20 protein-coding genes are annotated in these 24,516 nt (G+C 72.7%); 12 read left to right on the plus strand and 8 right to left on the minus strand.

The window, feature by feature from the left end; translation table 11 throughout:
- Position 1: 1 nt before the first annotated feature.
- Both ACSYGO_RS40350 and ACSYGO_RS40355 read right to left on the minus strand, forming a co-directional pair.
- Complete coding sequence (locus ACSYGO_RS40350; RefSeq protein WP_460389618.1) at positions 2 to 2,350, minus strand: SpoIIE family protein phosphatase; 2,349 nt, start codon at positions 2,348 to 2,350, stop codon at positions 2 to 4.
- A 197-nt stretch (positions 2,351 to 2,547) separates the two neighbouring features.
- Positions 2,548 to 3,858 carry a phosphoribosyltransferase family protein gene (locus ACSYGO_RS40355; RefSeq protein ID WP_460389619.1) on the minus strand — a complete coding sequence of 437 codons (1,311 nt, stop codon included), beginning with the start codon at positions 3,856 to 3,858 and terminating at the stop codon, positions 2,548 to 2,550.
- Positions 3,859 to 4,121: 263 nt separating this feature from the next.
- Here ACSYGO_RS40355 and ACSYGO_RS40360 point away from each other — a divergent pair, with 263 nt between their 5' ends.
- The 3 genes from ACSYGO_RS40360 to ACSYGO_RS40370 all read left to right on the plus strand — a co-directional run bounded on the left by ACSYGO_RS40360 (position 4,122) and on the right by ACSYGO_RS40370 (position 7,702).
- Positions 4,122 to 5,189: a zinc-dependent alcohol dehydrogenase family protein gene (locus ACSYGO_RS40360; RefSeq protein ID WP_426676485.1), complete on the plus strand. Its 1,068-nt coding sequence runs from the start codon at positions 4,122 to 4,124 to the stop codon at positions 5,187 to 5,189.
- A gap of 54 nt (positions 5,190 to 5,243) precedes the next feature.
- Positions 5,244 to 5,684, plus strand: coding sequence for a pyridoxamine 5'-phosphate oxidase family protein (locus tag ACSYGO_RS40365; protein WP_028805925.1), 441 nt, complete (start codon positions 5,244 to 5,246; stop codon positions 5,682 to 5,684).
- Positions 5,685 to 5,959: 275 nt separating this feature from the next.
- Entirely contained in the window at positions 5,960 to 7,702 is a 1,743-nt protein-coding gene (locus ACSYGO_RS40370; RefSeq protein ID WP_460389620.1) for a sensor histidine kinase, read from the plus strand.
- A gap of 188 nt (positions 7,703 to 7,890) precedes the next feature.
- Here ACSYGO_RS40370 and ACSYGO_RS40375 read toward each other — a convergent pair whose 3' ends face one another.
- The 6 genes from ACSYGO_RS40375 to ACSYGO_RS40400 all read right to left on the minus strand — a co-directional run bounded on the left by ACSYGO_RS40375 (position 7,891) and on the right by ACSYGO_RS40400 (position 15,819).
- Positions 7,891 to 8,349 (minus strand): Crp/Fnr family transcriptional regulator, encoded by a 459-nt coding sequence (locus tag ACSYGO_RS40375; protein WP_426676483.1) that lies wholly within the window; start codon positions 8,347 to 8,349, stop codon positions 7,891 to 7,893.
- Between the two features lie 280 nt (positions 8,350 to 8,629).
- Complete coding sequence (locus tag ACSYGO_RS40380; RefSeq protein ID WP_432187390.1) at positions 8,630 to 10,927, minus strand: FUSC family protein; 2,298 nt, start codon at positions 10,925 to 10,927, stop codon at positions 8,630 to 8,632.
- 180 nt (positions 10,928 to 11,107) lie between these two features.
- Complete coding sequence (locus tag ACSYGO_RS40385; RefSeq protein WP_460389621.1) at positions 11,108 to 11,533, minus strand: VOC family protein; 426 nt, start codon at positions 11,531 to 11,533, stop codon at positions 11,108 to 11,110.
- 71 nt (positions 11,534 to 11,604) lie between these two features.
- Positions 11,605 to 13,677 carry a SpoIIE family protein phosphatase gene (locus ACSYGO_RS40390; RefSeq protein ID WP_460389622.1) on the minus strand — a complete coding sequence of 691 codons (2,073 nt, stop codon included), beginning with the start codon at positions 13,675 to 13,677 and terminating at the stop codon, positions 11,605 to 11,607.
- 65 nt (positions 13,678 to 13,742) lie between these two features.
- Positions 13,743 to 15,242, minus strand: coding sequence for a bifunctional class I SAM-dependent methyltransferase/NUDIX hydrolase (locus tag ACSYGO_RS40395; RefSeq protein ID WP_460389623.1), 1,500 nt, complete (start codon positions 15,240 to 15,242; stop codon positions 13,743 to 13,745).
- A gap of 100 nt (positions 15,243 to 15,342) precedes the next feature.
- Complete coding sequence (locus ACSYGO_RS40400) at positions 15,343 to 15,819, minus strand: nucleoside deaminase (protein ID WP_460389624.1); 477 nt, start codon at positions 15,817 to 15,819, stop codon at positions 15,343 to 15,345.
- 375 nt (positions 15,820 to 16,194) lie between these two features.
- On the opposite strand from ACSYGO_RS40400, the gene ACSYGO_RS40405 reads away from it, so the two are divergent.
- The 9 genes from ACSYGO_RS40405 (at position 16,195) to ACSYGO_RS40445 (ending at position 24,514) form a co-directional block, all read left to right on the plus strand.
- Positions 16,195 to 17,118 carry a GNAT family protein gene (locus ACSYGO_RS40405; protein ID WP_435221601.1) on the plus strand — a complete coding sequence of 308 codons (924 nt, stop codon included), beginning with the start codon at positions 16,195 to 16,197 and terminating at the stop codon, positions 17,116 to 17,118.
- Between the two features lie 185 nt (positions 17,119 to 17,303).
- Positions 17,304 to 19,646, plus strand: coding sequence for a molybdopterin cofactor-binding domain-containing protein (locus ACSYGO_RS40410; protein WP_460389625.1), 2,343 nt, complete (start codon positions 17,304 to 17,306; stop codon positions 19,644 to 19,646).
- 8 nt (positions 19,647 to 19,654) lie between these two features.
- Positions 19,655 to 20,131 carry a (2Fe-2S)-binding protein gene (locus ACSYGO_RS40415; protein ID WP_345658863.1) on the plus strand — a complete coding sequence of 159 codons (477 nt, stop codon included), beginning with the start codon at positions 19,655 to 19,657 and terminating at the stop codon, positions 20,129 to 20,131.
- A gap of 194 nt (positions 20,132 to 20,325) precedes the next feature.
- A complete protein-coding gene (locus ACSYGO_RS40420) occupies positions 20,326 to 20,748 on the plus strand; it encodes a PPOX class F420-dependent oxidoreductase (RefSeq protein WP_028799686.1) in 423 nt (140 codons plus the stop codon).
- A gap of 376 nt (positions 20,749 to 21,124) precedes the next feature.
- Positions 21,125 to 22,054, plus strand: coding sequence for a sigma-70 family RNA polymerase sigma factor (locus tag ACSYGO_RS40425; protein ID WP_460389626.1), 930 nt, complete (start codon positions 21,125 to 21,127; stop codon positions 22,052 to 22,054).
- A 74-nt stretch (positions 22,055 to 22,128) separates the two neighbouring features.
- Positions 22,129 to 22,698, plus strand: coding sequence for a dihydrofolate reductase family protein (locus ACSYGO_RS40430; protein ID WP_460389627.1), 570 nt, complete (start codon positions 22,129 to 22,131; stop codon positions 22,696 to 22,698).
- A gap of 205 nt (positions 22,699 to 22,903) precedes the next feature.
- Positions 22,904 to 23,503 carry a sulfite oxidase-like oxidoreductase gene (locus tag ACSYGO_RS40435; protein ID WP_432173211.1) on the plus strand — a complete coding sequence of 200 codons (600 nt, stop codon included), beginning with the start codon at positions 22,904 to 22,906 and terminating at the stop codon, positions 23,501 to 23,503.
- Positions 23,473 to 24,228, plus strand: coding sequence for a ferredoxin reductase (locus ACSYGO_RS40440; RefSeq protein WP_460389628.1), 756 nt, complete (start codon positions 23,473 to 23,475; stop codon positions 24,226 to 24,228). The genes ACSYGO_RS40435 and ACSYGO_RS40440 overlap by 31 nt, the downstream gene beginning before the upstream one ends.
- A gap of 1 nt (position 24,229) precedes the next feature.
- Positions 24,230 to 24,514: a DUF6510 family protein gene (locus ACSYGO_RS40445; protein ID WP_432173210.1), complete on the plus strand. Its 285-nt coding sequence runs from the start codon at positions 24,230 to 24,232 to the stop codon at positions 24,512 to 24,514.
- Positions 24,515 to 24,516: the final 2 nt, after the last annotated feature.

A 24,516-nucleotide genomic window follows, 5' to 3' on the forward strand; every position in this document is an offset into this window, starting at 1 on the left:
CTCACGTCCCGGCCGCCTTCCGGGGGTCCAGGGGCTTGCCCTTGAGACTGAACCAGGTCGTCTTGCCCTCGTCGGTGGGCCGCACGCCCCAGGCGTCGGCGAGGGCACGGACGAGCAGGAGGCCCCGCCCGGACTCCGCGTCCTCGGACGCGACGCGGGGCTGCGGCAGATGGGTGCTGCGGTCACTGATCTCGACGGTCAGCTCGGTGTCCGTGCGGCACACATGCAGCCCGATCGGGCCCTGCGCGTGCTGCACCGCGTTGGTGAGGATCTCGGACAGCAGCAGACACGCGTCGTCCGTCCTGTCCTTGAGACCCCACGAGTCCAGCGCGGCGCCGAGGAAGCCGCGCCCGGCCGGTACCGACTCCGGCCGGGCGGGCAGATCGGTCGTGGCCGTGGACAGGGGCGCCGCCGGCAACTGGGTCAGCAGCAGCGTGACGTCGTCGTGGCCGTCGGCGTCGGGCAGCAGGGTCGTCAGCACATGGTCGGCGGCGGCTTCGAGGTCGGGCGTGTCGCCCGCGAGCTTGTCCAGGGTCCGGATGAGCTCGGAGAGCTGGTCCTCGATGTCGCTGCCGGGCGTCTCGATCAGGCCGTCGGTGTAGAGGACGAGCGTGGCGCCCGGCGGGATCGTCGTGCTGCACTGTTCGTAGATCATGTCGCCGACGCCGAGCGGCGCGTTCACGGGGGCCGGAATCGTCCGGGCGCCCTGCCCCGGGACGGTCACGAGCACGGGCAGATGGCCCGCGGAGCAGATCATCACCTCTCCCGCGTCGGCGGCGACGACCAGATAGCAGCAGGTGACGAGCTGATCGGGCACGCCCAGGTCGGCGACCACGGCGTCCAGGGCCTGCATGAGCTGTCGCGGCTGCATCCCGGTCTTGGCCAGCGCGTGGGCGGCGGACCGCAGTTGGCCCATCACGGCGGCGGCCTCCAGGCCGCGCCCCATCACGTCACCGATCAGCACCCCGACCCGGCCCGCGCCCAGCGGGATCAGGTCGAACCAGTCGCCGCCCACGCCCGCGCCCTGGGTGGCGGGCAGATAGCGGCTCGCCGTGACCAGCCCGGGTATGGCCGGCGGCGTCCCCATCAGGCTGCGTTGCAAGGTCAGGGCGATGTGGCGCTGCTGCTCGTACAGCTCCGTCAGTTCCGCCTCGGCGCGCTTGCGGTCGCTGATGTCGCGGACGATCGCGCACGCCCCGATGACCGTGCCGTCCGGCGCGCGGGTGGGCCACAGGGTCACGTCGACGTCGAGCATGTCACCGCTGCGCGTGAGCCGCAGGGTCTCGAAGTGCTCGACCTTCTCGCCCAGGCAGAGCCGGTCGAGGAGCGTGCCGATCTCGTCGTGCCGGTCGCCGGGCGCCAGCATCGACACGTGCTGGCCCACCGCCTCCGCCGAGGTGTAGCCGTACAGCCGGTGGGCCGCCGCGTTCCAGTAGGTGATGCGACCGTCGAGGGTCTTGGCGAGGATCGCGTCCTGCGAGGACTCGACCAGCGCGGCCAGTTCGTTGATGCGTTCCTCGGCGGCCTTGCGTTCGCTGACGTCGCGGACGGCGGCGGAGACGAGGAGGCCGTCGGCTGTCTCGAGGGGGCTGAGGCTGATCTCGACGGGGAATTCGGTGCCGTCCTTGCGCAGGCCGTAGAGGTCGAGTCCGGCGCCCATGGGGCGTACTTGCTGGTTGTGGGCGTAGCCGTTGCGGTGGGCGGTGTGGTGGGCGCGGAAGCGGCCGGGGACGAGGAGTTCGACGGGGCGGCCGAGGAGTTCTTCGCGGTGGTAGCCGAAGAGGGCTTCGGTCTGGGCGTTGACGAGTCTGATGGTGCCGGTGTCGTCGACGATGACCATGGCGTCCGGCGCGGCCTCGAGGAGTCCGCGGAACCGTTCCTCGGCGGCCTTGCGTTCGCTGACGTCGCGGACGGCGGCGGAGACGAGGAGGCCGTCGGCTGTCTCGAGGGGGCTGAGGCTGATCTCGACGGGGAATTCGGTGCCGTCCTTGCGCAGGCCGTAGAGGTCGAGTCCGGCGCCCATGGGGCGTACTTGCTGGTTGTGGGCGTAGCCGTTGCGGTGGGCGGTGTGGTGGGCGCGGAAGCGGCCGGGGACGAGGAGTTCGACGGGGCGGCCGAGGAGTTCTTCGCGGTGGTAGCCGAAGAGGGCTTCGGTCTGGGCGTTGACGAGTCTGATGGTGCCGGTGTCGTCGACGATGACCATGGCGTCCGGCGCGGCCTCGAGAAGCCCGCGGAACCGTTCCTCCGCGGCACGGGGTGCGCTCGTGTCCGTGCCGTCGTTGCACCGGCACCCCGGCCGGTCCACCATGCCGGCGGAACCGGACGCCACTGATTCGGCCAAGTCGCTCATGCCCATCCCCGATCCGCGGCTCATCATGAGTCGGCCATCTCAGCGCACCGCGTGCCCCGCCACACGGACATGTCGCTTAGTGACCCCACAACGGTCGAAACCGGCCGTCGGCGGTGCCTACGGTGACAACTCCGCTGCCACGTGGGTCCGGCTGCGGCAGCGGAGGAGTGACTTCAGGGGCCCGCGGTCCGCGGTGGTCAGGCGGATCGGAGCGGCGGAGTGCCGGCCTCCGGAGGGGCGAGGCGCGTGGTGAACCAGTCGCGGGCCAGTTCGGCGACCGTGGTCAGGGTGTCCGACTCGGCGAAGAGGTGGCCCGCTCCGGGGACCACGGCGAGGCGGTGCTCGCAGCGCATCCGGTCGGCGGCGAGCCGGTTGAGGCTGAGCACCTGCGTGTCGAGACCGCCGACGATGAGCAGGGTCGGGGCCCGGACGCGGGCCAGCGCCGCGGGGGAGGCCAGGTCGGGGCGGCCGCCGCGGGAGACGACCGCACCGATCGCGGGGTCGTCGGCCGCGGCCTCCAGCGCCGCCCCGGCGCCCGTGCTCGCCCCGAAGTAGCCCACCGGCAGGGCGGCTTCACGGCGCAGCCAGGCAGCCGCCGACTGGAGGCGGCCGGCCAGCAGGGCGATGTCGAACACGTTGTCCCGGTCGCCCTCCTCCTCCTCGGTGAGCAGGTCGAGCAGCAGCGTCCCGAGGCCGGCGCGGTTGAGGACGCCGGCGACGTACCGATTGCGGGGGCTGTGCCGGCCGCTGCCGCTGCCGTGCGCGAAGGCGACCACGGCACGGGCGGACTCCGGGAGCACGAAGCGCGCTGCCAGCCGCTCCCGGCCCGACGGCACCTCGACCTCCCGGTTCGGCGGTGGCGGATCCGGCGCGGGCGGGGCCGGGTCGGCCAGCAGCGCGGTGACCTCGTCGTCGGTGGTCTGGGCGAAGTCGTGGTACCAGGCGCCGACCGAGCCGAACCAGCGCTGGGGGGCGGGACACACGACCTCGTCGGCCACCGTCAGCAGGTGCGGAAGGGTCTCCTCCGGCGCGACCGGGACGGCGAGCACGACCCGGGCGGCCCCCTGGTCCCGCACCACCCGGCAGGCGGCCTCGGCGGTGGCACCGGTGGCCAGGCCGTCGTCCACGACCACGACCGTCCGCCCGGCCAGGGGCACCGGCGCACGGTCGGCGCGGTAACGGCGTACGCGCCGTGCCAGCTCGGCCCGCTCGGCCTCCTCCACGGCGGCCAGCTGCGCGGAGTCCACCCCGGTCGCGCGGATCACCCGCTCGTTCAGGACGCGGACGCCGTGCTCGCCGATCGCGCCGAAACCGAGCTCCGGCTGCCACGGGACGCCCAGCTTGCGCACCACCAGCACGTCCAGCGGCGCGCCCAGCGCCGCAGCCACCACATGGGCCACCGGGACGCCGCCCCGCGGCAGCCCGAGCACCACCGTGTTCTCGCTCCGCAGATGCTCCAGGTCCTCGGCCAGACGGCGCCCGGCATCCGTACGGTCCTCGAATCGCATACGGCACCTCCTCGCGCCCGCACCCCACGGGAACCGTTCCCCTTCCATTGCAGCGCGCTCGGGCCGAGTCGGCAGTCCGCGGGGACGCGGAGCGAGCCGCCCGGCGGGCCACGGGGGCCGGTCGGCCCAAGCGCGCGACGGAAGAGCGGGCCAGACTGGATCCGTGGGGCCGGTCCGGGTGCCCCACCGGAGCCCGGACCGCACCGGCCGTGCAGAGGCCGCCGGCCCCGGCTTCCGTGCCGACCAAGGACAGTAGGAGCGTCATGAAAGGCTTCGTCTTCCACGGTCCCGGACAGTCCGCCTGGGAGGACGTCCCCGACCCGGACATCAAGGCACCCACCGACGCGATCGTGCAGGTCGGCGTCGTCACCATCTGCGGAACGGACCTGCACATCCTCAAGGGCGACGTGCCCGAGGTGCGCCCCGGCACCGTGCTCGGCCACGAGGCCGTCGGCGTGGTCGTCGAGATCGGCGGCGACGTCGGGACCGTACGGCCGGGCGACCGCGTGCTCGTCTCCTGCATCAGCGCGTGCGGACGCTGCCGCTACTGCCGTGAGGCGATGTACGGCCAGTGCCTGGGCGGCGGGGGCTGGATCCTCGGCCATCTGATCGACGGCACCCAGGCCGAGTACGTGCGGGTCCCGTACGCCGACCTCTCCGTGCATCCGCTGCCCGGCGCCATGGCGAGCCAGGACGCCGTGCTGCTGGCGGACATCTTCCCCACCTCCTACGAGGTGGGTGTGCTCAACGGACAGGTCCGGCCAGGCGACACCGTGGCCGTCGTCGGGGCGGGTCCCATCGGACTCGCGGCGATCGCCACGGCCCGGCTGTTCGCGCCCGAGCGGATCGTCGCCGTGGACCTGGCCCCCACCCGGCTCGACGCGGCAAGGCGCCTCGGCGCGGACGCCGTGGCACTCGTCGGCGAGGACCCCGAGCAACTGATCGCCGACCTGACCGACGGACTGGGCGCCGACGTCGTCATCGAGGCCGTGGGGATGCCCGAGAGCTTCGAGCTCTGCACCCGCATGGTCCGGCCCGGCGGCCACGTGGCCAACGTCGGAGTGCACGGCAAACCCGCGACCCTGCACCTCGAAGACCTGTGGATCAAGGACGTGACCATCACCACCGGTCTGGTCGACACCTACTCCACGCCGACCCTGCTGCGGATGGCGACGGCCGGCCGGCTGCCGACCGGTGATCTCGTCACCCACACCTTCCCGCTCGACCGCATCGAGGAGGCGTACGACGTCTTCGCCGGGGCCGCCGACACCGGCGCCCTCAAGGTGGTGCTCGGCGGGGAGCTGCACGAGCTCGCCGTTCGCGCGGCCTGAGACCGGCCCGGGGCACGCAGGGCGGCGGCACGACATGAGAGACGGGACGGGCCGATGTACCCACACGACGGATTCCGCGAGCTCGACCGGCCGGAGTGCCTGCGCCGACTGGCCCTGGTGCCCGTGGGACGCATCGTCCACACCCGTCAGGCACTGCCCGCCGTCCTGCCGGTGAACTTCAGCCTGGACACCGACGGTGCGGTGCTGTTGTGCACCTCCGCGTCCTCCGAGCTGGTGCGCGCGATCGACGACTCGGTCGTCGCCTTCGAGGCCGACCAGGTCGACCCGGCCGCCAGGTCCGGCTGGAGCGTCGTCGTCACCGGGGCCGCCACCGTGGTCACGGATCCGGACGAGCACGCGCGGCTCGTCCGGACCGGGCCGCGCTCCTGGGTGTCGGCGCCGCGGGAGGTCTTCGTACGCATCGCGGCGGAGCTGGTCACCGGGCGTGAACTCGTCGGGGACGAGACGGCCGAGGGGGTGCCCTTCACCGTGTGAACGGCGGTCACAGGTCATGCGGGGCCGTCACTGTTCACACGGGGTGTCACCAGTCGTACGGGCACGGGCCCTCACGGGTCACGCGGGCACGGCCGTCACCGGTCATGCGTGGGCGGCCGTGACGGTGTCGGGCACCAGGTGAGGGCCGGCACCGGGCTCCGTGCGGACGGCCGGAACCGGCCACGCGCCCTCGGCACCCCCGGCCCCCTCCCACTACCGTGGCACATACCGCGAGGATCACCGTCCGCGCGTCGAGCGCACCCGGAGGAGCGCAGGTGGGAAGCCCCGAAGAGGCCCGACAGGCCCGCGTACGGCTGCCTCAGCTGAGGCTGGACGAACTGCTGGAGGAGCTGCAGGCACGGCTGGACGCGGCCCGTGGGACGCGCGACCGGGTGCACAGCCTCCTGGAGGCCGTGCTCGCGGTGGGGCGGGAGCTGGATCTGGAGCAGGCGCTGCGCAGCATCGTCCAGGCCGCGGCGGCGCTCGTCGACGCCGAGTACGCCGCGCTCGGTGTCATCGGCCCCGACGGCAGGAGGCTGTCGGCCTTCCACACGGTCGGCGTCACCGAGGAGCAGATCGCCCGGATCGGCGCCTATCCGGAGGGGCACGGCATCCTGGGAGAGCTGATCCGCCACCCCGAGCCGCTGCGCCTGGAGAAGATCTCCGAGCACCCCGCCTCCTACGGCTTCCCGCCCCACCACCCCCCGATGAACACGTTCCTCGGCGTCCCGATCCGGGTGCGCGACCAGGTCTTCGGCAACCTGTACCTGACGGAGAAGCGCGGCGGCGGCCCCTTCGACGAGGAGGACGTCTCGGTCACCCTGACGCTGGCCGTGGCCGCGGGCGTCGCCATCGACAACGCCCGGCTCTACGCGGAGTCCCGGCTGCGCGAACGGTGGCTGCGGGTCAACGCGGAGATCACCCACAGCCTGATGTCCGGGGCGGAGCGCACGGAGACCCTCGGGCTGATCGCCGACCGGGCCCGGGAGATCACCGGGGCCGCCCTGGCCCTCGTCGCGATGCCCATGGCGGATACCGGCTCGCTCACCGTCGAACTCGCCCTCGGACGCGAGGCGGAGGAGCTCCGAGGGCTGGTGCTGCCGGCCGACGACACCCTGATCGGCGAGGCGTTCTCCACCGGGACCGCCGCCACCAGCGCGGATGTCACCCACGAGGAGCGGGTCATGACCGGGCCGCTGCGGTCCACCGGACTCGGCCCGGCCGTGGCCGTTCCCATCGGCACCGGCGCGGACGGCGTCCGGGGCGTGGTCCTCCTCGTGAGGGAGAGCGACGGCATGCCGTTCTCGGCCAAGGAGACCGAGTCCCTCCAGGTGTTCGCGGCGCAGGCGGCGATCGCGATGGAGCTGGCGGAGCGCCGTCGCGACGCCGAGGAGATCGCGGTGCTCCAGGACCGCGACCGGATCGCGAGGGACCTGCACGACCTGGCGATCCAGCGGCTCTTCGCCACCGGCATGACGCTGCAGAGCGCGGGCCGCTTCATCGAGCACCCGGAGGCCTCGGAGCGGGTGCTGCGGGCCGTGGACGACCTCGACGAGACCATCAAGATCATCCGTTCGACCATTTTCGGACTGCGCACGCACGGGGCCACCACGGGATCCGGGTTGCGGGCACGAGTCGTGCGGCTCGCGGGCGAGGCCGCGCCGGTGCTGGGCTTCGCCCCCGGCGTGCGCATGGAAGGGCTGGTGGACACCGAGGTGCCGCGCGAGATCGCCGACCACGTCGTGGCCGTGCTCTCCGAGGCCCTGACGAACATCGCCCGGCACGCCCGAGCCGGCCGTGCCGACGTGGTCCTCAGGACGGACGGACGCGAGGTGCTGCTGTCCGTGACCGACAACGGCGTGGGCATCCCGGCGGGCGGCCGCCGCAGCGGTCTGCGCAACATGGCCGAGCGCGCGCAACAGCTCGGCGGCAAGCTGGAGTTGAGCACGCCCGAGGGTGGCGGGAGCACGCTGGTGTGGCGCGTACCGCTGGCGGAACGGGAGCAGCTGGAGGGCTGACCGTGCGGGGACCGACCGTACGGAGGCCGACCGTACGGGGACCGACCGTACGAGCCGGCCGCCGTCGCCCGGTGACGGAAGCGTTCCGGTACGGCCCGGTCCCGGTGACGGACCGCGTTCCGGGATCGGCGTCGCCCCGGGACCGGCCGCGTCGCCCCGGGACCGGCTGAGCCGAGACCGGCCCCGGGTCAGCCGCGGACGCCGCTGCCGTACGGGGCGTAGAGATCCAGGAGCCGGTTGCGCGAGGCCTGGAGCCGCTGAGCGACCACCCGGCCGACCCAGGTCGCCACCGCCCGCCCGAACTCGGGATCGCGGGCGCACATCGCCCGCACCGAGTCGGCGTCGAACTCGTGCGCCCGTACCGGGCTCGCGGCCTCGGCGCCCAGCTGCCACACGTACGGCGCGAAGTGCCAGGACCAGCCGACGAGTTCGCCGTGGCCGAGGGACTCGATGACGGCGGCGCGCCGTCCCGGAACGTGCAGGTCGAGCGCGACGGTCCCGCTGCGGATGATCCAGAAGCGGTCGGCGTGCCGGCCCTCCTCGAAGAGCCGCGTGCCGGACGGGAACGAGACCTCTCGGGCGAGACGCATCAACTGTTCGCGGTGCTCGGTCCCGAGAGCCGCGGTCATGGTGGTGGCGGAGGTCATGGCTCCGGCTCCCTTCTTCCCTGTGCCCGCAGCCGTTCGGTGAGTGCGTCGTGCCCTTCGGGGGTGGGGGAGGGCTGCTGCTCCCAGCCTGTGCCCGTGGTCCCAGCCTCTGCCCGGGCGGGACCGGGTACCACGGGCCGCCCGGACCCTTCCGGGGGCCGTTCGGCCCTGCCCGCACCGGCTCCACGCTCTCGCCCGCGGGGGAGTCGCACGGGCACCCGACCGGACCGCGTGCAGGGCCCCCGGGCCGGGGTCCGGTCGTGCCAGGTCCCCCGTGCCGTCAGGTGCGGTGGCGCAGGGGCCGCGCGGCCTCCGCCAGGCTCGGCTGGAGGCGGCGGGCGACATCGAGGTGGTCGGCGGTCCAGATGATGCGGACGGCGGTGGCCGGGCCACGGCCGCCCGTGTCGGACAGGTCCTGGCGCAGACAGTCGACCAGCCGTGCCTCCACCGCCGGGCTGCGGGGCAGCGGGTCCGGGACGGCCGCGCCCCGGCTCAGGGTGGCCGCGAGGTCCCGGTACCAGTCGGTGATCCGGCCCGCCGCTCCCACGATGACGAGCCGCGCGTCCGCCCGGTCCGCGGCGGTGTCCTGTCCGCCGGACCGCTTCCACAGACCCAGTACGGCGTCGGCGGCGAGCCGCAGACCCACGATGCCCGTGACCAGCGCGGTCATGTCGGAGAGTGCCATCGGCTTCGGGCCGCGCTCGGCCAGGTAGCTGCGGAAGGTGTCGTCGAGCCGGCGGGCGGCGGCAGCCGCGTCGCGCCGCTCCTTGAGGGGAGCGTCCGCCGAGACGGGCCCGGCGCCGCACAGCCCGACCGCGTACTCCACGGTCCCGGCCAGATAGCGGGCGCTCTCCGTGTACGCCTCGGCGAGCGCGCGGCTGACCGCGGCGGCGGCGCCACGCGGCCAGAAGAACAGGCCCATGACCACGCTCACCGCGCAGCCGAGGCCGATGTCCTGGATGCGCAGCAGCACGATCCGCCAGTTGGGGTCGTGGCCGATGTTGAACAGGATGACCAGGGTGACGGTGAACGCCGCCTGGCCGGCGGCGAAGGAGATGGCCGAGGGGGCGATGCCCGCGAGCAGTACGGCCACGGGCAGCAGGAACCAGAGCACGGTGCCGTGGTGGCCGATGAGGTGGAGCAGCCCCGCGCCGATGATCGAGCCCGCGATGGTGCCGGCGACGGCGCGAACGGCGTTCTGCCCGGTGTTGAGGGCGTTCGAGCGCAGCACCGACAGGGTGCCCAGGGTCACCCAGAAGGAGTGCTGGAGCGTCGTCACCTTGGCGAGGCTGACCGCGATGCCGAGGCCGAGCGCGCCGCGGAGGCTGTTGTGCAGCCACACGGACTGCGGCTGGAGGTAGGCGGCGGCCCGTTCCCGGGCCGCGGCCAGTGGCTTCGTCAGGGCCCCGGGCTCGCGGCCGAGGAGTGCCTCCGGCCAGCTGCGCCGGTCCGCGGCGGCGGCCAGGTCCACGTTGCGGGCGATCTGCAGCGTCGCGAAGCCGAGCTCCTGGGCCCGGAACGACAGATCCAGCACGCCGATGAAGGGGTGCACCTGCGTCCGGGTGGCCGTCCCGTCGTGGTGCGCGGGCAGCCGGGTGGTGGCGTTGGTCTCCATGTCGCTCATGGCCGTGCGCAGATCTCCCTGGGCGGCGCGCAGGGGGTCTGGCGAGTCGCGCGGGCGGTCGAGCAGCTCGGCCGATGCGTCGAGCAGACGGGCGGCGGCGCGCCGTACGGCATGGGCGTCGTCGTCGCAGAGCACCCGTTCCTTCTCGGGCGGCACGCTGTCGGCCAGGATGTCGCCGAGCCAGGTCAGCTCGTCGACCAGGCGGACGATGGCCCGTGAGCCGGCCGAGAGGCCGGTCGGCCGGTAGGGCGTGGCGTCGAAGACGGACCGCAGGTCGGCCGCCGCGGCGGCCGCCAGGTCGGCGGTGGCCCGGCACCGCGGGCCGCTCGCCGCGTCGGGCCCGCCGGCCAGCAGGGACGCGTCGGTGCGCAGTTGCTCGGCGGCGGCGCGGCACACCCGCGCGGCCGGTTCGGCCAGCGGGTCCCTGACCGGCCGGGGCCACAGCAGGGAGATCGCGAGCATGGCGGCGACGGACGCGATGCCGGCTCCGGCGAGCCGCGCGGGCAGCACGGACAGCGGCTCGGGCGAGGTCACCGGGAGGATGAAGGCCAGCAGGAGGGCGGTCGACGCGCCGGCGAGGACGGAACTGACCACGCCCGAGAAGAGCACCAGGAAGCCGATCACGACCGTGACGGTCACCGAGAGCCAGATCTGGAAGGCCACCAGGCTGCCGAGGCAGATGAGCACCCCCCAGGCCAGGGCGAGGCCGACGTGCGCCCGCAGCCGCTGCGTCATCGGTCCGGTGAAGTCGACGAACAGGAGCATCGCCAGCGAGCCGAAGGCGGCGTACGTCGCCATCGTCGGCGAGCCGATGACCTGGGTGCACAGCGCGAACAGGGCGGGCATCACGAGGGCGGCCCGCCCGGCGCGACGCGTCGCCGCGAGCTCGGGATCGTGGGCACGCAGCCACGAAGCGGCCGAGCCGTCGCGATGGATCCGGCCGGGTCTCCGCACCGCCCCGCACACCTCCCGTCGCCGGCATGTCCGCCCGTGCCCGGTGCGGACGTGAACACCCCCGCAAGCGACCATGCCACGCGAACGCCGCCGCTGCGCGGGATGGCCCCGGGCCGGGTGAACCGCGGCCGCGGGCGGCCGCGGCTCCGGGACCCGCGAACAGCCGCGCGCGGAGTTCTCTCAGACGACCGGCTGCCCGACGCCCAGCAGGTTCCCCTCGCTGTCGCGGAACCAGGCGCCGCGCTCCCCGCGGGCGTCCTTGCTCGGATAGTTCCCCTCGATCTCGGCGATGCCGTCCCGGGTACGGAACCCGGGCACGTCGACCTCCTCGAACACCACGCCCCGCCCCTTGAGTTCGGTCACGACGGCCTCGATGTCCTCGACCTCCCACCCCATCTGGGTGAACGTGCCGGGTGAGGAGCCCGTCGACCGGAACACCACGAAGTGCGTCCCGCCGCACCGGTACAGCAGCCCGCCGGGACGCTCGTCCACGGGTTCCAGACCGAGTTTCTCGGCGTAGAAGCGCCGCGCCCGGTCGAGGTCCCGGGCGGGCAGCCTGGTCGCCACGCGTCCACCGGCCAGTCCGTTCTGCTCGTCTGCGTCCATGGCTCCACTGTGCCCGGGCCGGGGCGCTGCCGCCGCCGGTGGCGGCAGCGCCCCGGGCTCGGGACCGCGGGTCATCCGGGAGCCGGGGAGCGGTCGAGCGTACGGACGAGGAGGAGCGCCACGTCGTCGTCGGGCTCGGGGTGCAGCGCGCTGATCAGGGTGTCGCTGGTCTTCTCCAGGGAGTGCCGGGAGCGCTGCGCCTGCTGGAGGAGCCGCGTCATCGCGTCCAGCGCGGTGTCGATGGACTCGGCGCGGTTCTCGACCAGCCCGTCCGTGTAGAGCGCGAGCAGGGATCCGGGCGGCATCTCCTGCTCCATGGTGGCGAAGGGGATGCCGCCGACACCGAGGGGCACGCCACCGGGGACTTCGAGGAGCTCCGCGCCGCCGTCGGGGCGGATCAAGACGGGCGGGAGATGCCCGGCGCTGGAGAGTTCGCAGGTGCCCTCGCGCGGATCGCACACCGCGTACACGCAGGTGGCGATGGTGTCGCCGAGGGAGCTCGCGATGTCGTCCAGATGGTGCATCAGCTCGGCGGGCGAGGGGTCCAGACGGGCCAGCGCACGGGTCGCGGTGCTCAACTGCCCCATGACGGCCGCGGCCTGGACGCCCTTGCCCATCACGTCGCCGACGATCAGGCCGGTCCGGCCTCCGCTCAGGTGCAGCACGTCGTACCAGTCCCCGCCGACCTCGCTCAGCGCCGGGAGATACCGGAACGCGATGTCGAGCCCCTCGTGGTCCACGGGCGCGGGCGGCAGCAGGCTGCGCTGCAGGGTCAGGGCCGCGCTGCGTTCGCGCCCGTAGAGGCGGGCGTTGTCCACGCTGATCGCGGCGCGCGCGGCGAGTTCGGAGGCGAGGACGCGGTCCTGCTCGTCGAACGGCCGGGAGTTGACGGTGCGGTACAGGCTGAGCGTGCCCAGCACTTCGCCGCGTGCCACGAGCGGGACCGCCAGGTAGGAGTGGACGCCGGCCGTGCGCAGGGTCTGCGCGGCGTGCGAGTCCCGGGCGATGCGGCGCATCATCCCGGAATCCACGTGTTCCACAAGGATGGGCCTGGCCTCCCGTACGCACTCGGTGATGATGCGGGTGGAGCCGTAGGTGGCCAGTTCCCCGACCGGGTCCGCGGCGTGAATGGCGTCCGTGAGGTAGCCGGCCGCCACCGCCAGTGCCCTGAACTCGGCGTACGCGTCGGGGCTGACCGAGGCGGTGGTGCCGTGGGTGACCACGGATTCGAGCACGTCGACCGCGGCCAGGTCCGCCAGTTGGGGCACCGCCACGTCGGCCAGTTCCCGGGCCGTCTGCTGGAGGTCCAGCGTGGTGCCGATGCGGACGCCCGCGTCCGCGATCACGGACAGCCGCTCCCGGGCCTGCGCGATCTCGGCGGCCGCCTGCTGTCGTTCGGTCACGTCGATGACGGCCATGGCCAGTCCGAGTACGCGGCCGTCGGCGTCCTCGATGCGGTGGTACGACTCGGAGTAGGCGCGGTCCTCCTTGTCCGCCGGTGTCCTGCCGACGGTCAGTTCGTCCAGCAGGGACCTCCCGCTCGCCAGCACCAGACGCATGCGCGCCTCGACGGCCTCCGTGTCCAGGTCCGGCAGCATCTCCCGGACGCGGCGGCCCAGGACCGCCTCCTCCGGCAGGCCGTTCATCCGTTCCATCGCCGGGTTGACGCCCACCCAGCGCAGATCGGTGTCGAACACGGCGATGCCGACGGGGGTCTGATGGACGAGGCTGTGCGACAGGGCCAGGTCCCGCTCCACGCGCCGTACCGTCGTGGCGTCCGCGGCCAGCCCCAGAAGATGGGCCTGGCCCTCACTGTCCCGCAGCCGCATGGTGCGGAACTCCACCGAGCGTTCGCTGCCGTCCCGGTGCTGGAGCGGGAACACACCCGCCCACCGTGCTCCGGAGCGCACCTGTGCGAACAGGTCACGGGCGCGCTGCCGGTTCTCCGGCGACACCAGCAGGTCGTCGGCCCGGTGGCCCAGGGCCTCGTGCGCGCGGTAGCCGAGCAGTTGCTCCGCTTCCGGGCTCCAGAGCACGATGCGGCCGTCGCTGTCGAGCACCACCGCCGCCACCTGCAGCTGATCCAGCAGCCCGCCGGGCGCCGCGGTGATCCCGTCGTCCTCACCGGTGGCATATCCGTGCATCCCAGCCGCTCCTTCCGGCGCGGCAGGGCACCGCCGAGATCCGTCCTGCGGGTTCTCCGATTACGTCACAGCGCGACCGGCAGGGCAACAGTTGTGCGAGGGGTCGACACATGATTCGCACACGCGGCGAGGGACGACGGCGGGCGTTTCCCGTACCGGGTGTGCGACCGTACGAGTGACGGTGCGGTGCACGCACCGAGGCACCCGGTCGACCGGGCCGGCCCCGCCCCCTGCGGTGCGCGGACGAAGCGGCCGGCGTCGTCCCCGGCAGGCCGCTCCGTCGTCAGACCACGGGCCCGCCCGGGCCGGCGTACGCCGTGTAGTTTGCCGGTGTGTGGTCGACGGGCAGGCCGGGCCGCCAGGCCGTGAGGATCTGGGCGGAGCACACGAACAGTCCGTCCGGCAGCGCGTCCAGGGCCCACCAGCGCCAGTCGCCGACGCGTTCCCCCGGCTGGTCGGCCGGTTCGCCGCGCCAGTGCGAGACCACGGCGCCGACGGTGACGCGCGGGACTCCGCCGGCGTGGTCGAGGAGTGTGCCCAGCAGGCGCACGTCGGCGGGGCGCGCGCAGTCCGGTCTCCTCGGCGAGTTCGCGTACGACGGTCTCCTCGAGGGATTCCCCGGGCTCCACGGTTCCGCCGGGCAGCTCCCAGGTCCCGTGCCGGTGGCGGCCCAGCAGAAGGCCGTCGGGTCCGTGCAGGATCGCGCCCACACCGAGCGCCGCGTGCGCGACCGGGGGCTTGTCGGTGCGGGGCCGGGACGTGCGGCGGGCGGGCCTGCGTACCTGGAACAGCAGAGAGGAGGCGTGGTTGTCGGCACCGGGCACGTCGAACACGTCGACCCGCTCCACCTGCAGTCCGTGCGCGACGAGCAGGTCCTCCCAGGTCTGTGGGGTCAGGACCCACATCCGGACGGTGAGGTCCGCGCCGCCCGCCGGCCGCAGGGTCTCCGCACGGGCGGCGACCGCCGTGGAGGGCCCCGTTCCGGCGGAGTTGGTGTGCAGCACCGTGAAGCACAGCCTCCCGCCGGGTTTGAGCGCCCCCGCCAGGGCGGGCAGCAGCCGACGAGGATCGATGTACGGGACGGCGTGGATGGAGTAGATCACGTCGTACGGCTCGGCCGTGCGCAGGTGCTCGACGGCGTCGCCGAGAACCAGCCGCAGGCCCGGCAGTTCGCCGTACCGGGCGCGGGCCCGGTCGATCTGGGAGGCCGAGGCGTCGACCGCGTCGACGAGCGCTCCGTGCGCACGCACGAGGTGCGCCGCGTGCCGGGCGGGACCACACCCGAGATCGAGCACACGCCGGCCCGCGAGTTCACCGAGCACCTCGGACCCGGGAGCCGCGTCCGTGCCGATCCCCCAGTCGATGCGGTCCACCTCCGCGAGGACCGTGGCCCGGCCCAGGTGATGCGTGCCATAGGCCTGCCAGGCCTCGGCATTGACCGCTTCGGCGTCGACCGCCGCGGAGTCCACCGTCCTGCACCTCCCGTACGAGGGGAACGCGGCACCGGTCGCGGTCCGCGTGTCGGGGACGCCGCCGCTCGAGGTGAACCGCGGACGGTCGTCCAAGGCCGCATTGTGTCCGTCCGTCGAGCCCGCCGTCCTCCGGATCGACGACCGCGACCGAATACGCGCCCGCCGGCGGGGAGCGGGCCCGGGCCGGCGGGAGTCAGCCCGCGTGCAGGCGACGGTGCAGTGCGTGCACCTGCTCCGTCAGCTCGGGCACCGGGCCCTCGACGATCACCCCGGGGGCCACCTCGTTGACCGGGAGAGGGCGCACCGGAGCGGCGGGCACCCCCAACTCCGCGAGCCATGTGGCAAGTTGCTCGGAGGAGGCGACGTACACGATGCGTCCGAGACCCACCCACGCATGGGCGGCCGCACACATCGGGCAGTGTTCGCCGGAGGTGTACACGGTCGCCGCGGCGCGCGCCTCGGGCGTCAGGTGCGCGGCGGACCAACGCGCCAGTTCGAACTCCGGGTGGCGGGTGTGGTCACCGCCCGCCACCCGGTTGCGGTCCTCGGCGAGGACGGTGCCGTCCGCGCCCACGAGGACGGATCCGAAGGGCTCGTCACCGGCCTCCAGCGCCTCGGCCGCCAGTTCCACACAACGGCGCAGGTACGGCAGTTCGCTGTCCTTCAGCACGGTCCGCGGCCTCCTTCCACAGTGATCTCCACAGGGCAGCGTAGGCGCTCGTCACGGTGCCGGGGCGGCAGGGACGACAGGGTGTCGGGGCGACCGGGCGGCGCGGCGGCACGGAGAACAGCGGCCGGCGCGCACCGGAGGCCGCTCACCGGGCCGCCGATACTCCGTTGCGGACACGACCGGCGTCGGCTACAAGTGATCTCCGGATCCCGGCCACCAGGGACGAGGACCGTGACGACGAGAGGAGGGATAGGCCGATGAATCCCATGACCGTCGCGCTTGTCGTCTCCCGGGGCGTGCGACGCAGCTGACCCCAGGACGGGACAGGCACTTTCACCGGAGTGTGCCGAGACCGTGGAACCGAACGAACCGACCATGCGCCCGATCACCGGACGCGAGGAGATCGACCTCTTCAACCGACTTCCCTACACCCTCAACGACGAACTGGCGGACGACCTGACCCACGGCCGCCGCCGGCCCGCGTGGATGTGGGTCGCGCTGCGCGGCGACCGGTTGCTGGCCAGGGCCGCCTGGTGGAGCCGCCCGGGGAGCGACACGCCGCTCCTTCTCGACCTCGTCGACGTCGACGACGGCCTCCCGGACACCGACCGGGTGGACATCGGCGTCCGGCTGTTGCGCACCGCGACGGCCGCCACCCTGCCCGAGGGCTCCCGCCCGCCCGAGTACGCGCGCTACGTCCCGCCCGGCTGGCGCGACGACGGCGACGCCCGGCGCGTCGTCGAGGACCGCATGACCATCCTGGAACGCGCCGGTGCCCGGCTCTTCGTCGAGCGGCTCCGCCTGGAGTGGCGGCCGGGCACCCCGGTCCCCGAGCCGAGCGGACGACTCGTGTTCCGGCCGGTCCGGGACGGCGAGGAACTGCTCGCCCTGATGACCTCGGTGCTGGAGGGCACCCTCGACGCGCACAGCCGCGACGACCTGACCCGGATGTCCCCGCGCGAGGCCGCCGTGTCGCACTACGAAGGGGAACTGGCCAAGTACGCCAGCCCGCGGGACTGGTGGCGTGTCGCGACCCTGCCCGGGGGCGATCCCGTGGGATTCGTGGTCCCGGCCCACAACGGGTACAACCCGATCATCGCCTACCTCGGCGTCCTGCCCGAACACCGCGGGCGCGGCCACATCGACGACATCCTCGCCGAGGGCACCCGCATCCTCGCCGGGCAGGACGTCCCCCGCGTCCGGGCCTCCACGGACCTCGGGAACATCCCCATGGCGAACGCCTTCCGGCGCGGCGGATACGCCGACTTCGGAGGCGAGATCAACATGACCTGGCGATGAGAGGAGCCCGGCACCCGGGGCCGAGAGGCCTCGGATGCCGGGTGCTTCCAGGAGCTTCACGTATGCGGCACCTCATGGTCCTTGCGTGCGGAAACACGCGAGGGATCTTCCGCATCGCCCCCCGGCCGTGCACAGTCGGGAGCCGTCGTGAAACGGCGTGTGCGACTTCGTCGGGAGGACTGTTGATGGGAGCTCACCACCGTGCGCGGGCGGCAGCGGAGGCGGCGGGGCCCGTGGCGGACGGGATCGGCCGTCGAAGGTTCCTGGGCTATGTGGTGGCCGCGTCGACGCTGACCGTCGCCGCCCAGCTCGGGGAGTCGGTCCTCGCCCCCGACGAGGCCGCGGCGGTGGTCCCCTCGGTGCCGGGTCCGGCCGAGATCTACGACCTCAACGACATGCTCACCCATGCGGCGCTGCCCACGGCGAACCTGATCACGATACGGGTCGAGGCCGACGGAACGGTGTCCTTCGCCCTGCCCCGGGCCGAGGTCGGGCAGGGCATCACCACGTCCAGCGCGATGCTCATCGCCGAGGAACTGGACGTGCCGCTGGACCGGATCCGGGTGACGCTCGCCGACGCGCGCCCCGAGCTGCTGTTCAACCAGCTCACCGGCGGGTCGAACACCACCGTCTCCACGTTCACCCCGATCCGGGTGGCCGCGGCCGTCGCCCGCGAGCGGCTCCTGAAGGCCGCCGCACTCGAACTCGGTGAGGCCGTCGGCATTCTGACCACCAAGGCGGGGGCGGTCGTCTCCTCCGTGACGGGCAGGAGTCTCGACTACGGCGAACTGGCCGCGAAGGCAGCTTCGGTGAGCACCGGTCAGGTGTCCGTCGCGCTCAAGAAGCCCGCCGAGTTCAAGGTCGTCGGGACCGCGCAGCGGCGCATCGACGCCCTGGAGGCGGTCACCGGACGCAAGAAGTTCGCCATGGACCTGCACGTCCCCGGCGCCCTGCCGGCCATGGTGTGCCGGCCGCCGACGATCAACGGCACGGTCCGGTCGGTGGACAACCTCGACGAGGTCAGGTCCATGCCCGGCATCACCGACGTCGTAACGATCTCCACCGGTGTCGCCGTCCGCGGCCGTACCTTCGGCCAGTGCATCGACGCGGTCCGCGCGCTCAGGGCGAACTGGGGCCCGGGTACCGCCGACGGCGCCTCCGACGACAGCGTCCGCGACGAGCTGCGCCGGGCCGAACTGCCTCTGCCCGCGCTCAACTTGCTCACGAAGGCCGTCGACGCGCGTTTCACCTTCCACTTCGCCAGCAACAGCGCCCTGGAGCCCAACTGCGCCGTCGCCGACGTCCGCGCGGACTCGGCGGAGATCTGGGCGAGCCTGAAGTCCCCGATCGTGGCCCAGGAGGAGATCGCGCTGAAGCTCGGTCTGCCCGTGTCCGCGGTCAAGGTGCATGTCACCGAGGGCGGCGGGTCCTTCGGGCGGAAACTCTTCCACGACGCCGCCGCCGAGGCCGCCGAGATCTCCCGGGCGATGGGCAAGCCGGTCAGGCTGATGTGGCACCGCACCGACGACTTCCGTCAGGGCCGCACCCACCCGATGTCCACGTCCCGGGTGCGCGCCACGTATGCGCTCGGAGAAGTGCTCGCCTACGACCAGCGGCACACCTCCGTGGCCACCGACTTCGGACACGGCGTCGGCGAGATCATCACCGCCGAGGCCGCCCGGCTGCCCGTCGGCGACCTCACCTTCTCCGAGACGATCTTCACGCTGACCCAGCAGACCCCGTACCACTTCGGTCTCGTGACCCAGTTGCTGAGCGAGACCGACAAGCGTTTCAACACCGGCTCCATGCGCAACATCTACTCGCCCAATGTGCGGTGCGCGCAGGAACTGGTCGTGGACGAGCTGGCCAGACGCATGGACAAGGATCCCTACCGGTTCCGCCGGGGGCTCCTGAAGGACGAGCGGGGGCGGGCGGTCCTCGACAAGGTCGCCGAGGTGGGGCGCTGGGGCCGGAGCATGCCCGCAGGCACCGCGCAGGGCATCGCGCTCCACCCCGAGTACCACTCCTACGTCGCGGTCCTCGCCGAGATCGACTGCCGGCCGGAGACGACCGGCCGGCAGATCCCCGACGCCTTCACCGGACCACGCGTCACCAAGGTCGTGTGCGCCGTCGACGTGGGTCTCGCCGTCAACCCCCGCGGCCTGGAGGCCCAGATGATGGGCGGCATCATGGACGGCATCGCCATCACCCTCACCTCCGGACTGCACCTGGAGAACGGTCATTTCCAGGAGGGGAGTTGGGACAACTACTTCTACACCCGTCAGTGGAACACGCCTCCGCAGCTGGAGATCGTCGTGATGCCCCCGACCACCGGTGAACCCGGCGGCGCCGGTGAACTCGCCGTCGCCGGTGCGATGGCGGCGGTGGCCTGTGCCTACGGCCGCGCGACCGGCACCATGCCGACCGTCTTCCCGGTCAACCACGCGGGGCCGCTCGGATTCGAGCCGCTGCCCACCACACCGCCGATCCCCGCGTCCCCCACCGACGGCCTGAGCCGCGCCTTCTAGGAGCCCCCGTGCCCGAACGCACCTTCATCCTCAACGGCAAGCCCGTGACCGTCGACATCGAGGACGACGTACGCCTGCTGTGGGTGCTCCGCGACGTCCTGGGCGTCACCGGGCCCAAGTACGGATGCGGTCTCGGCGTGTGCCAGGCCTGTACGAGTCACATCAACGGCAAGGCGTTCAACCCCTGTTCGGTGCCGGTGAAGGACATCGGCCGGGACGACGAGATCACCACCATCGAAGGCCTGCCCGCCACGGTCGGCAAGGACCTGCATCCGATGCAGGAGGCCTGGCTGGAGTACGACGTCGCGCAGTGCGGCTACTGCCAGCCCGGCCAGATCATGACCGCCGTCGCCAAGGTCCGCCAGGCCAGGGAGGAGGGCCGCGACATCTCGGAGGCGGACCTGGACGAGATCCGCAACATCTGCCGCTGCGGCACCTACCACCGCATTCGGGAGGCGATCGTGGCGGGTGCGAAGAGGTACTGAGCCGGCGGCGGACCGGGCGACTGCACGGCCCCGGCGCGCGCAGGTGACGGAATGCGTGTGCCCGGATGCCCAACAGCCGTGGCGGAGGGGGCTGTTGGGCCAGGAGTGTGGCAGCGTGGGGTCGTCGCCCCGTGGATCACAGGGGGGCGATCCGCCACCACGGGGACCGGAACACGACGACGAAGAGGTGACTCATGTCGAAGCCCCCCTTGCCCGAGGGTGCCGTAGAGATGCTGAAGAAGCCCAATCCGGCCGTCATCGCCACGGTACGGTCCGACGGGCAGCCGGTGTCCGCCGCCACCTGGTACCTCTGGGACGACGGCCGGGTGCTCGTCAACATGGACGAGGGCCGCAAGAGGCTGGAGCACCTGCGCAACGACCCCCGCGTCACCCTGACGATCCTCGACGCCGACAGCTGGTACACGCACGTCACCTTGATCGGACGCGTGGTGGAGATGCGCGACGACGAAGGGCTGGCGGCCATCGACCAGTTGTCGCAGCACTACGTGGGACACCCGTACGTGCAGCGGGGGCGCAAGCGCGTCAGCGCCTGGATCGAGATCGACCGCTGGCACGGCTGGGGCGGTTTCCGGGACAGCGGACAGGTGTCCGGCTGAGACCGGCGACGGGAGTTCCGCTCGTCAGCGCGGCGAATCCGGCGGAGCCGGAGAACGGCCCCTCGCCGAGCTGACCTCCCGAGTGCCGCGACCGGACGGGAGGCCGCTTCGGGCCACCTCCGGCTTGAGGTATGATTGTTCCACAGCAGGTCACCGCAACTGTCGGTGCCAGGCTATGCGTTGGTGGTCCAAGGAAAGACGTCCCGCTTCCTGCGGGGAGATGCAGGTGCAAGGCCTGCCCGGCGCTCCGGAACACACCCCATCGTCCGACCGGACGGTGGGGTGTGTGCGTTGCGGCGACGGACGCGGCACCCCCGGCCACCGTCGCCGCCCCGGCGGCCCGTCGCCGGCCCTCCGGCGCCCGGCCCAGGGCATGATGAGCGTCGTGGAATTCGAACCGTACCGGGGTGAGTTGGTGGCGTTCTGCTACCGGATGCTGGGCTCGTTCCACGAGGCCGAGGACATGGTGCAGGAGACACTGCTGCGCGCCTGGAAGGCCCGGGACCGGTACGACCCCGGCCGCGCCTCGATGCGGACCTGGCTGTACCGGATCGCGACCAATGTCTGTCTGACCTCCCTGGAGGGCCGCGGACGGCGGCCGCTGCCCTCGGGGCTGGGCGCGCCGGACGGCGACCCGGAGGCGCCGCTCACGCCCGCGACCGACATCCGCTGGCTCCAGCCGTTCCCCGACGGACGGTTCGACACCGAGTCGCGGGCAGATCTGCGGCTGGCCTGGATCGCGGCGACCCAACTGCTGCCACCGCGCCAGCGCGCCGTCCTCGTCCTCCGTGACGTCCTGGAGTTCACGGCAGCCGAGGTCGCCGGGCAACTGGACACCACGGCCGCCGCGGTCAACAGCGCGCTCCAACGCGCCCGCGCCGCCCTCCGCGACGTCGACGACGCGGCCGCCGTCGGCGAACCGGCCGACCCCGAGGTGCGGGCGGTGGTCCAGCGATACGTGGAGGCCTTCGAGGCGGCCGACGTTCCCGCGCTCGTACGGCTGCTCGCCGAGGACGCGGTGCTGGAGATGCCGCCGGTGCCGCTGTGGTTCCGGGGAAGCGGCGACTACGGCCGGTTCATGGAGCGCGTGTTCCGGATGAGGGGCCAGAGCTGGACCGTGCGGCAGTTGACCGCCAACGGGCAGCCCGCCCTCGCCGCCTACGCCCCGCGCCCCGGCGGCGGACACCTGCTGCACACGATGCAGGTCCTCACCGTCGCCGGGGGCCGCGTCACGCACAACGTCGTGTTCGCCGACCCGGGCGTCCTGGACTCCTTCGGCCTGCCCTCGCACCTCCCCGTCGGCTGATCGCGTCCGCGGCGATGAATCGGGCCGGTGTCGCCGGTACGTACTGGTGACACCGAATCGAAGGGCTTCGCATCATGAGCGTCATCGTCATCGAGTTCATCACCCTGGACGGAGTCGTGTCCGACCCGGACGGATCCGCGGGCACGCCGTCGGGCGGCTGGGCGTTCCGATATGGCCCGCAATCCGTCGCCGGGGACAAGTTCCGTCTCGGCAGCGCGCTGGACGACGGGGTCCTGATGCTCGGGCGCCGGACCTGGGAACTGTTCTCCCGGCTGTGGCCCGGCCGGGACGACCCGTTCTCCGCCCGGATGAACGCCGTACCGAAGCTGGTCGCGACCCGCACGCTCACCGACGTCTCCGCGTGGCAGAACTCGCGGGTCCTCGACGGCGACCTGGCGGACGCCGTGCGGAGCGAACGGCGTGACGTCGTCGTCACCGGCAGTCTCGGCGTCGTGCGCCGGCTGATGTCCCACCGACTCGTCGACGAATACCGGCTGTTGACCTTCCCCGTGGTCCTCGGCACCGGACAACGCCTCTTCCCCGCCGACGGGCCGCCCGCGGAGCTGGAATGCGTGTCGGTGGAACAGATCGGCGCCGCGGTCCTCACACGCCACAGGAGCACCGGCCGACCCCTCGCCCGGTAGCAGACCCCACGACCCTCGCTCCGTGACCGCCCGCGTCCAGTCACCTGACGGATCCCGCGCCGGTGCGGATCTTTCTACTGTCGACGCGGGCGGCAACCGCACCCTTCCGCGGAGGGGACCGCGGTGGCGTGCTCAGGAAGCAGCCCGGCACGGTGCGGGTGGACAATTGGGGCAGAGTACCGCCCCGGAACGGAAGGGGAAGCACGTGGCCATCGTCTCCCGCGGCTTTCACGGACGATCGAGACCTCAGGCCGGGCGGCTGCCACCGGGCCAGTACGAGACGTACGACTTCCCAGTGCTCTCGGCGGGGCCGACCCCCCGGATCGAGCGGGATGCGTGGGAGTTCACGGTCACCACGGAGGCCGGTGAACGGCACCGGTGGAGCTGGGCCGACCTGATGGGGCTCCCGGCCGAGCGGCCGACCGTCGACCTGCACTGCGTCACCAAGTGGTCCAAGTTCGACACCACCTGGCAGGGCGTGTCACTGGACCTGCTGCTGGAGGACGTGGAGACGGCCGCCGACTATGCCCTGGTCCACTCCTACGGCGGCTACACCACCAACCTGCCCCTGGAAGACCTTCTCGACGGGAAGGCCTGGATCGCCTACGGCTACGACGGCGACGACCTGCACCCGGAGCACGGCGGCCCGGCCCGCCTGCTGGTCCCGCACCTGTACCTGTGGAAGTCCGCCAAATGGGTGCGCGGCATCCAGCTGCTGCTCGACGACGAACCGGGCTTCTGGGAGAGCGCCGGCTACCACGACTACGGAGACCCATGGCGCGAACAGCGGTATCAGGGAGACTAGGCGACCGTCTGCGCTGGCGCGTGGGCACACTCGTCGAACGGCGGCCGGAGACGCCCGCCGCGAGCACCCTCGTCCTGGACGTGCCCGGCTGGCCCGGCCATCTGCCGGGTCAGCACGTGGACGTACGGCTGACCGCCGAGGACGGCTACAGCACGCAGCGCAGCTACTCGCTCGCCTCGGCGTCGGACACCGGCCGCATCGAACTCACCGTCCAACGCGTGCGGAACGGAGAGGTCTCGCCGTATCTGGCCGACGACTGGGCCGTCGGCGACGCCGTGGAACTGCGCGGGCCCGTCGGGGGCTGGTTCGTGTGGCGCGCCGACCGGACGGAGCCCGTCCTGCTGGTGGCGGGCGGCTCCGGCATCGTCCCGCTGATGGCGATGATCCGCGCCCGCCGTGCCGTGGGCAGCCGGGTCCCCTTCCGGCTCGTCTACTCGCTGCGCACTCCCGAGGACCTGATCTACGCGCAGGAGCTGCGCCGGGGCGATCCCGGACTGGACATCGCGTACGTCTACACCCGCAGCGCGCCGGACGGCCTGCGGCGCCCGCCCGGGCGGCTGGGCATCCAGGACCTGGCCGCGGCGGGCTGGCCCGCCGAGTTCGAACCCGCCGTCTACGTCTGCGGACCCACCGGCTTCGTGGAGCACGCCGCGGATCTGCTGGTCGACCTGGGCCACGACCCGGGGCGCATCCGTACCGAGCGCTTCGGCCCGAGTGGAGGCTGACATGGACGCATTTCCCGGCTCCGACGCCTACCAGGACGGAAACGTCCTGGCCGGGCCCCTCTCGGAGATCTTCACCGTGGACCTGACCGCCGCGACCGGCCGCTGCGCCGGCTGCGGCAGCACCGGCCCGCTCGCCGAGCTGCGGGTCTACGGGCCCGCCCCGGGCCTGGTGGCCCGCTGCTCGCACTGCGAACAGGTCGTCCTCCGACTGGTCCGTGGCCCCGAGGAGGCCTGGCTCGACCTGCGCGGCGCGGTCTCCCTGCGCATCCCGCTGCCCAACGCCTGACC

The sequence above is a fragment of the Streptomyces krungchingensis genome (genome assembly GCF_054729265.1).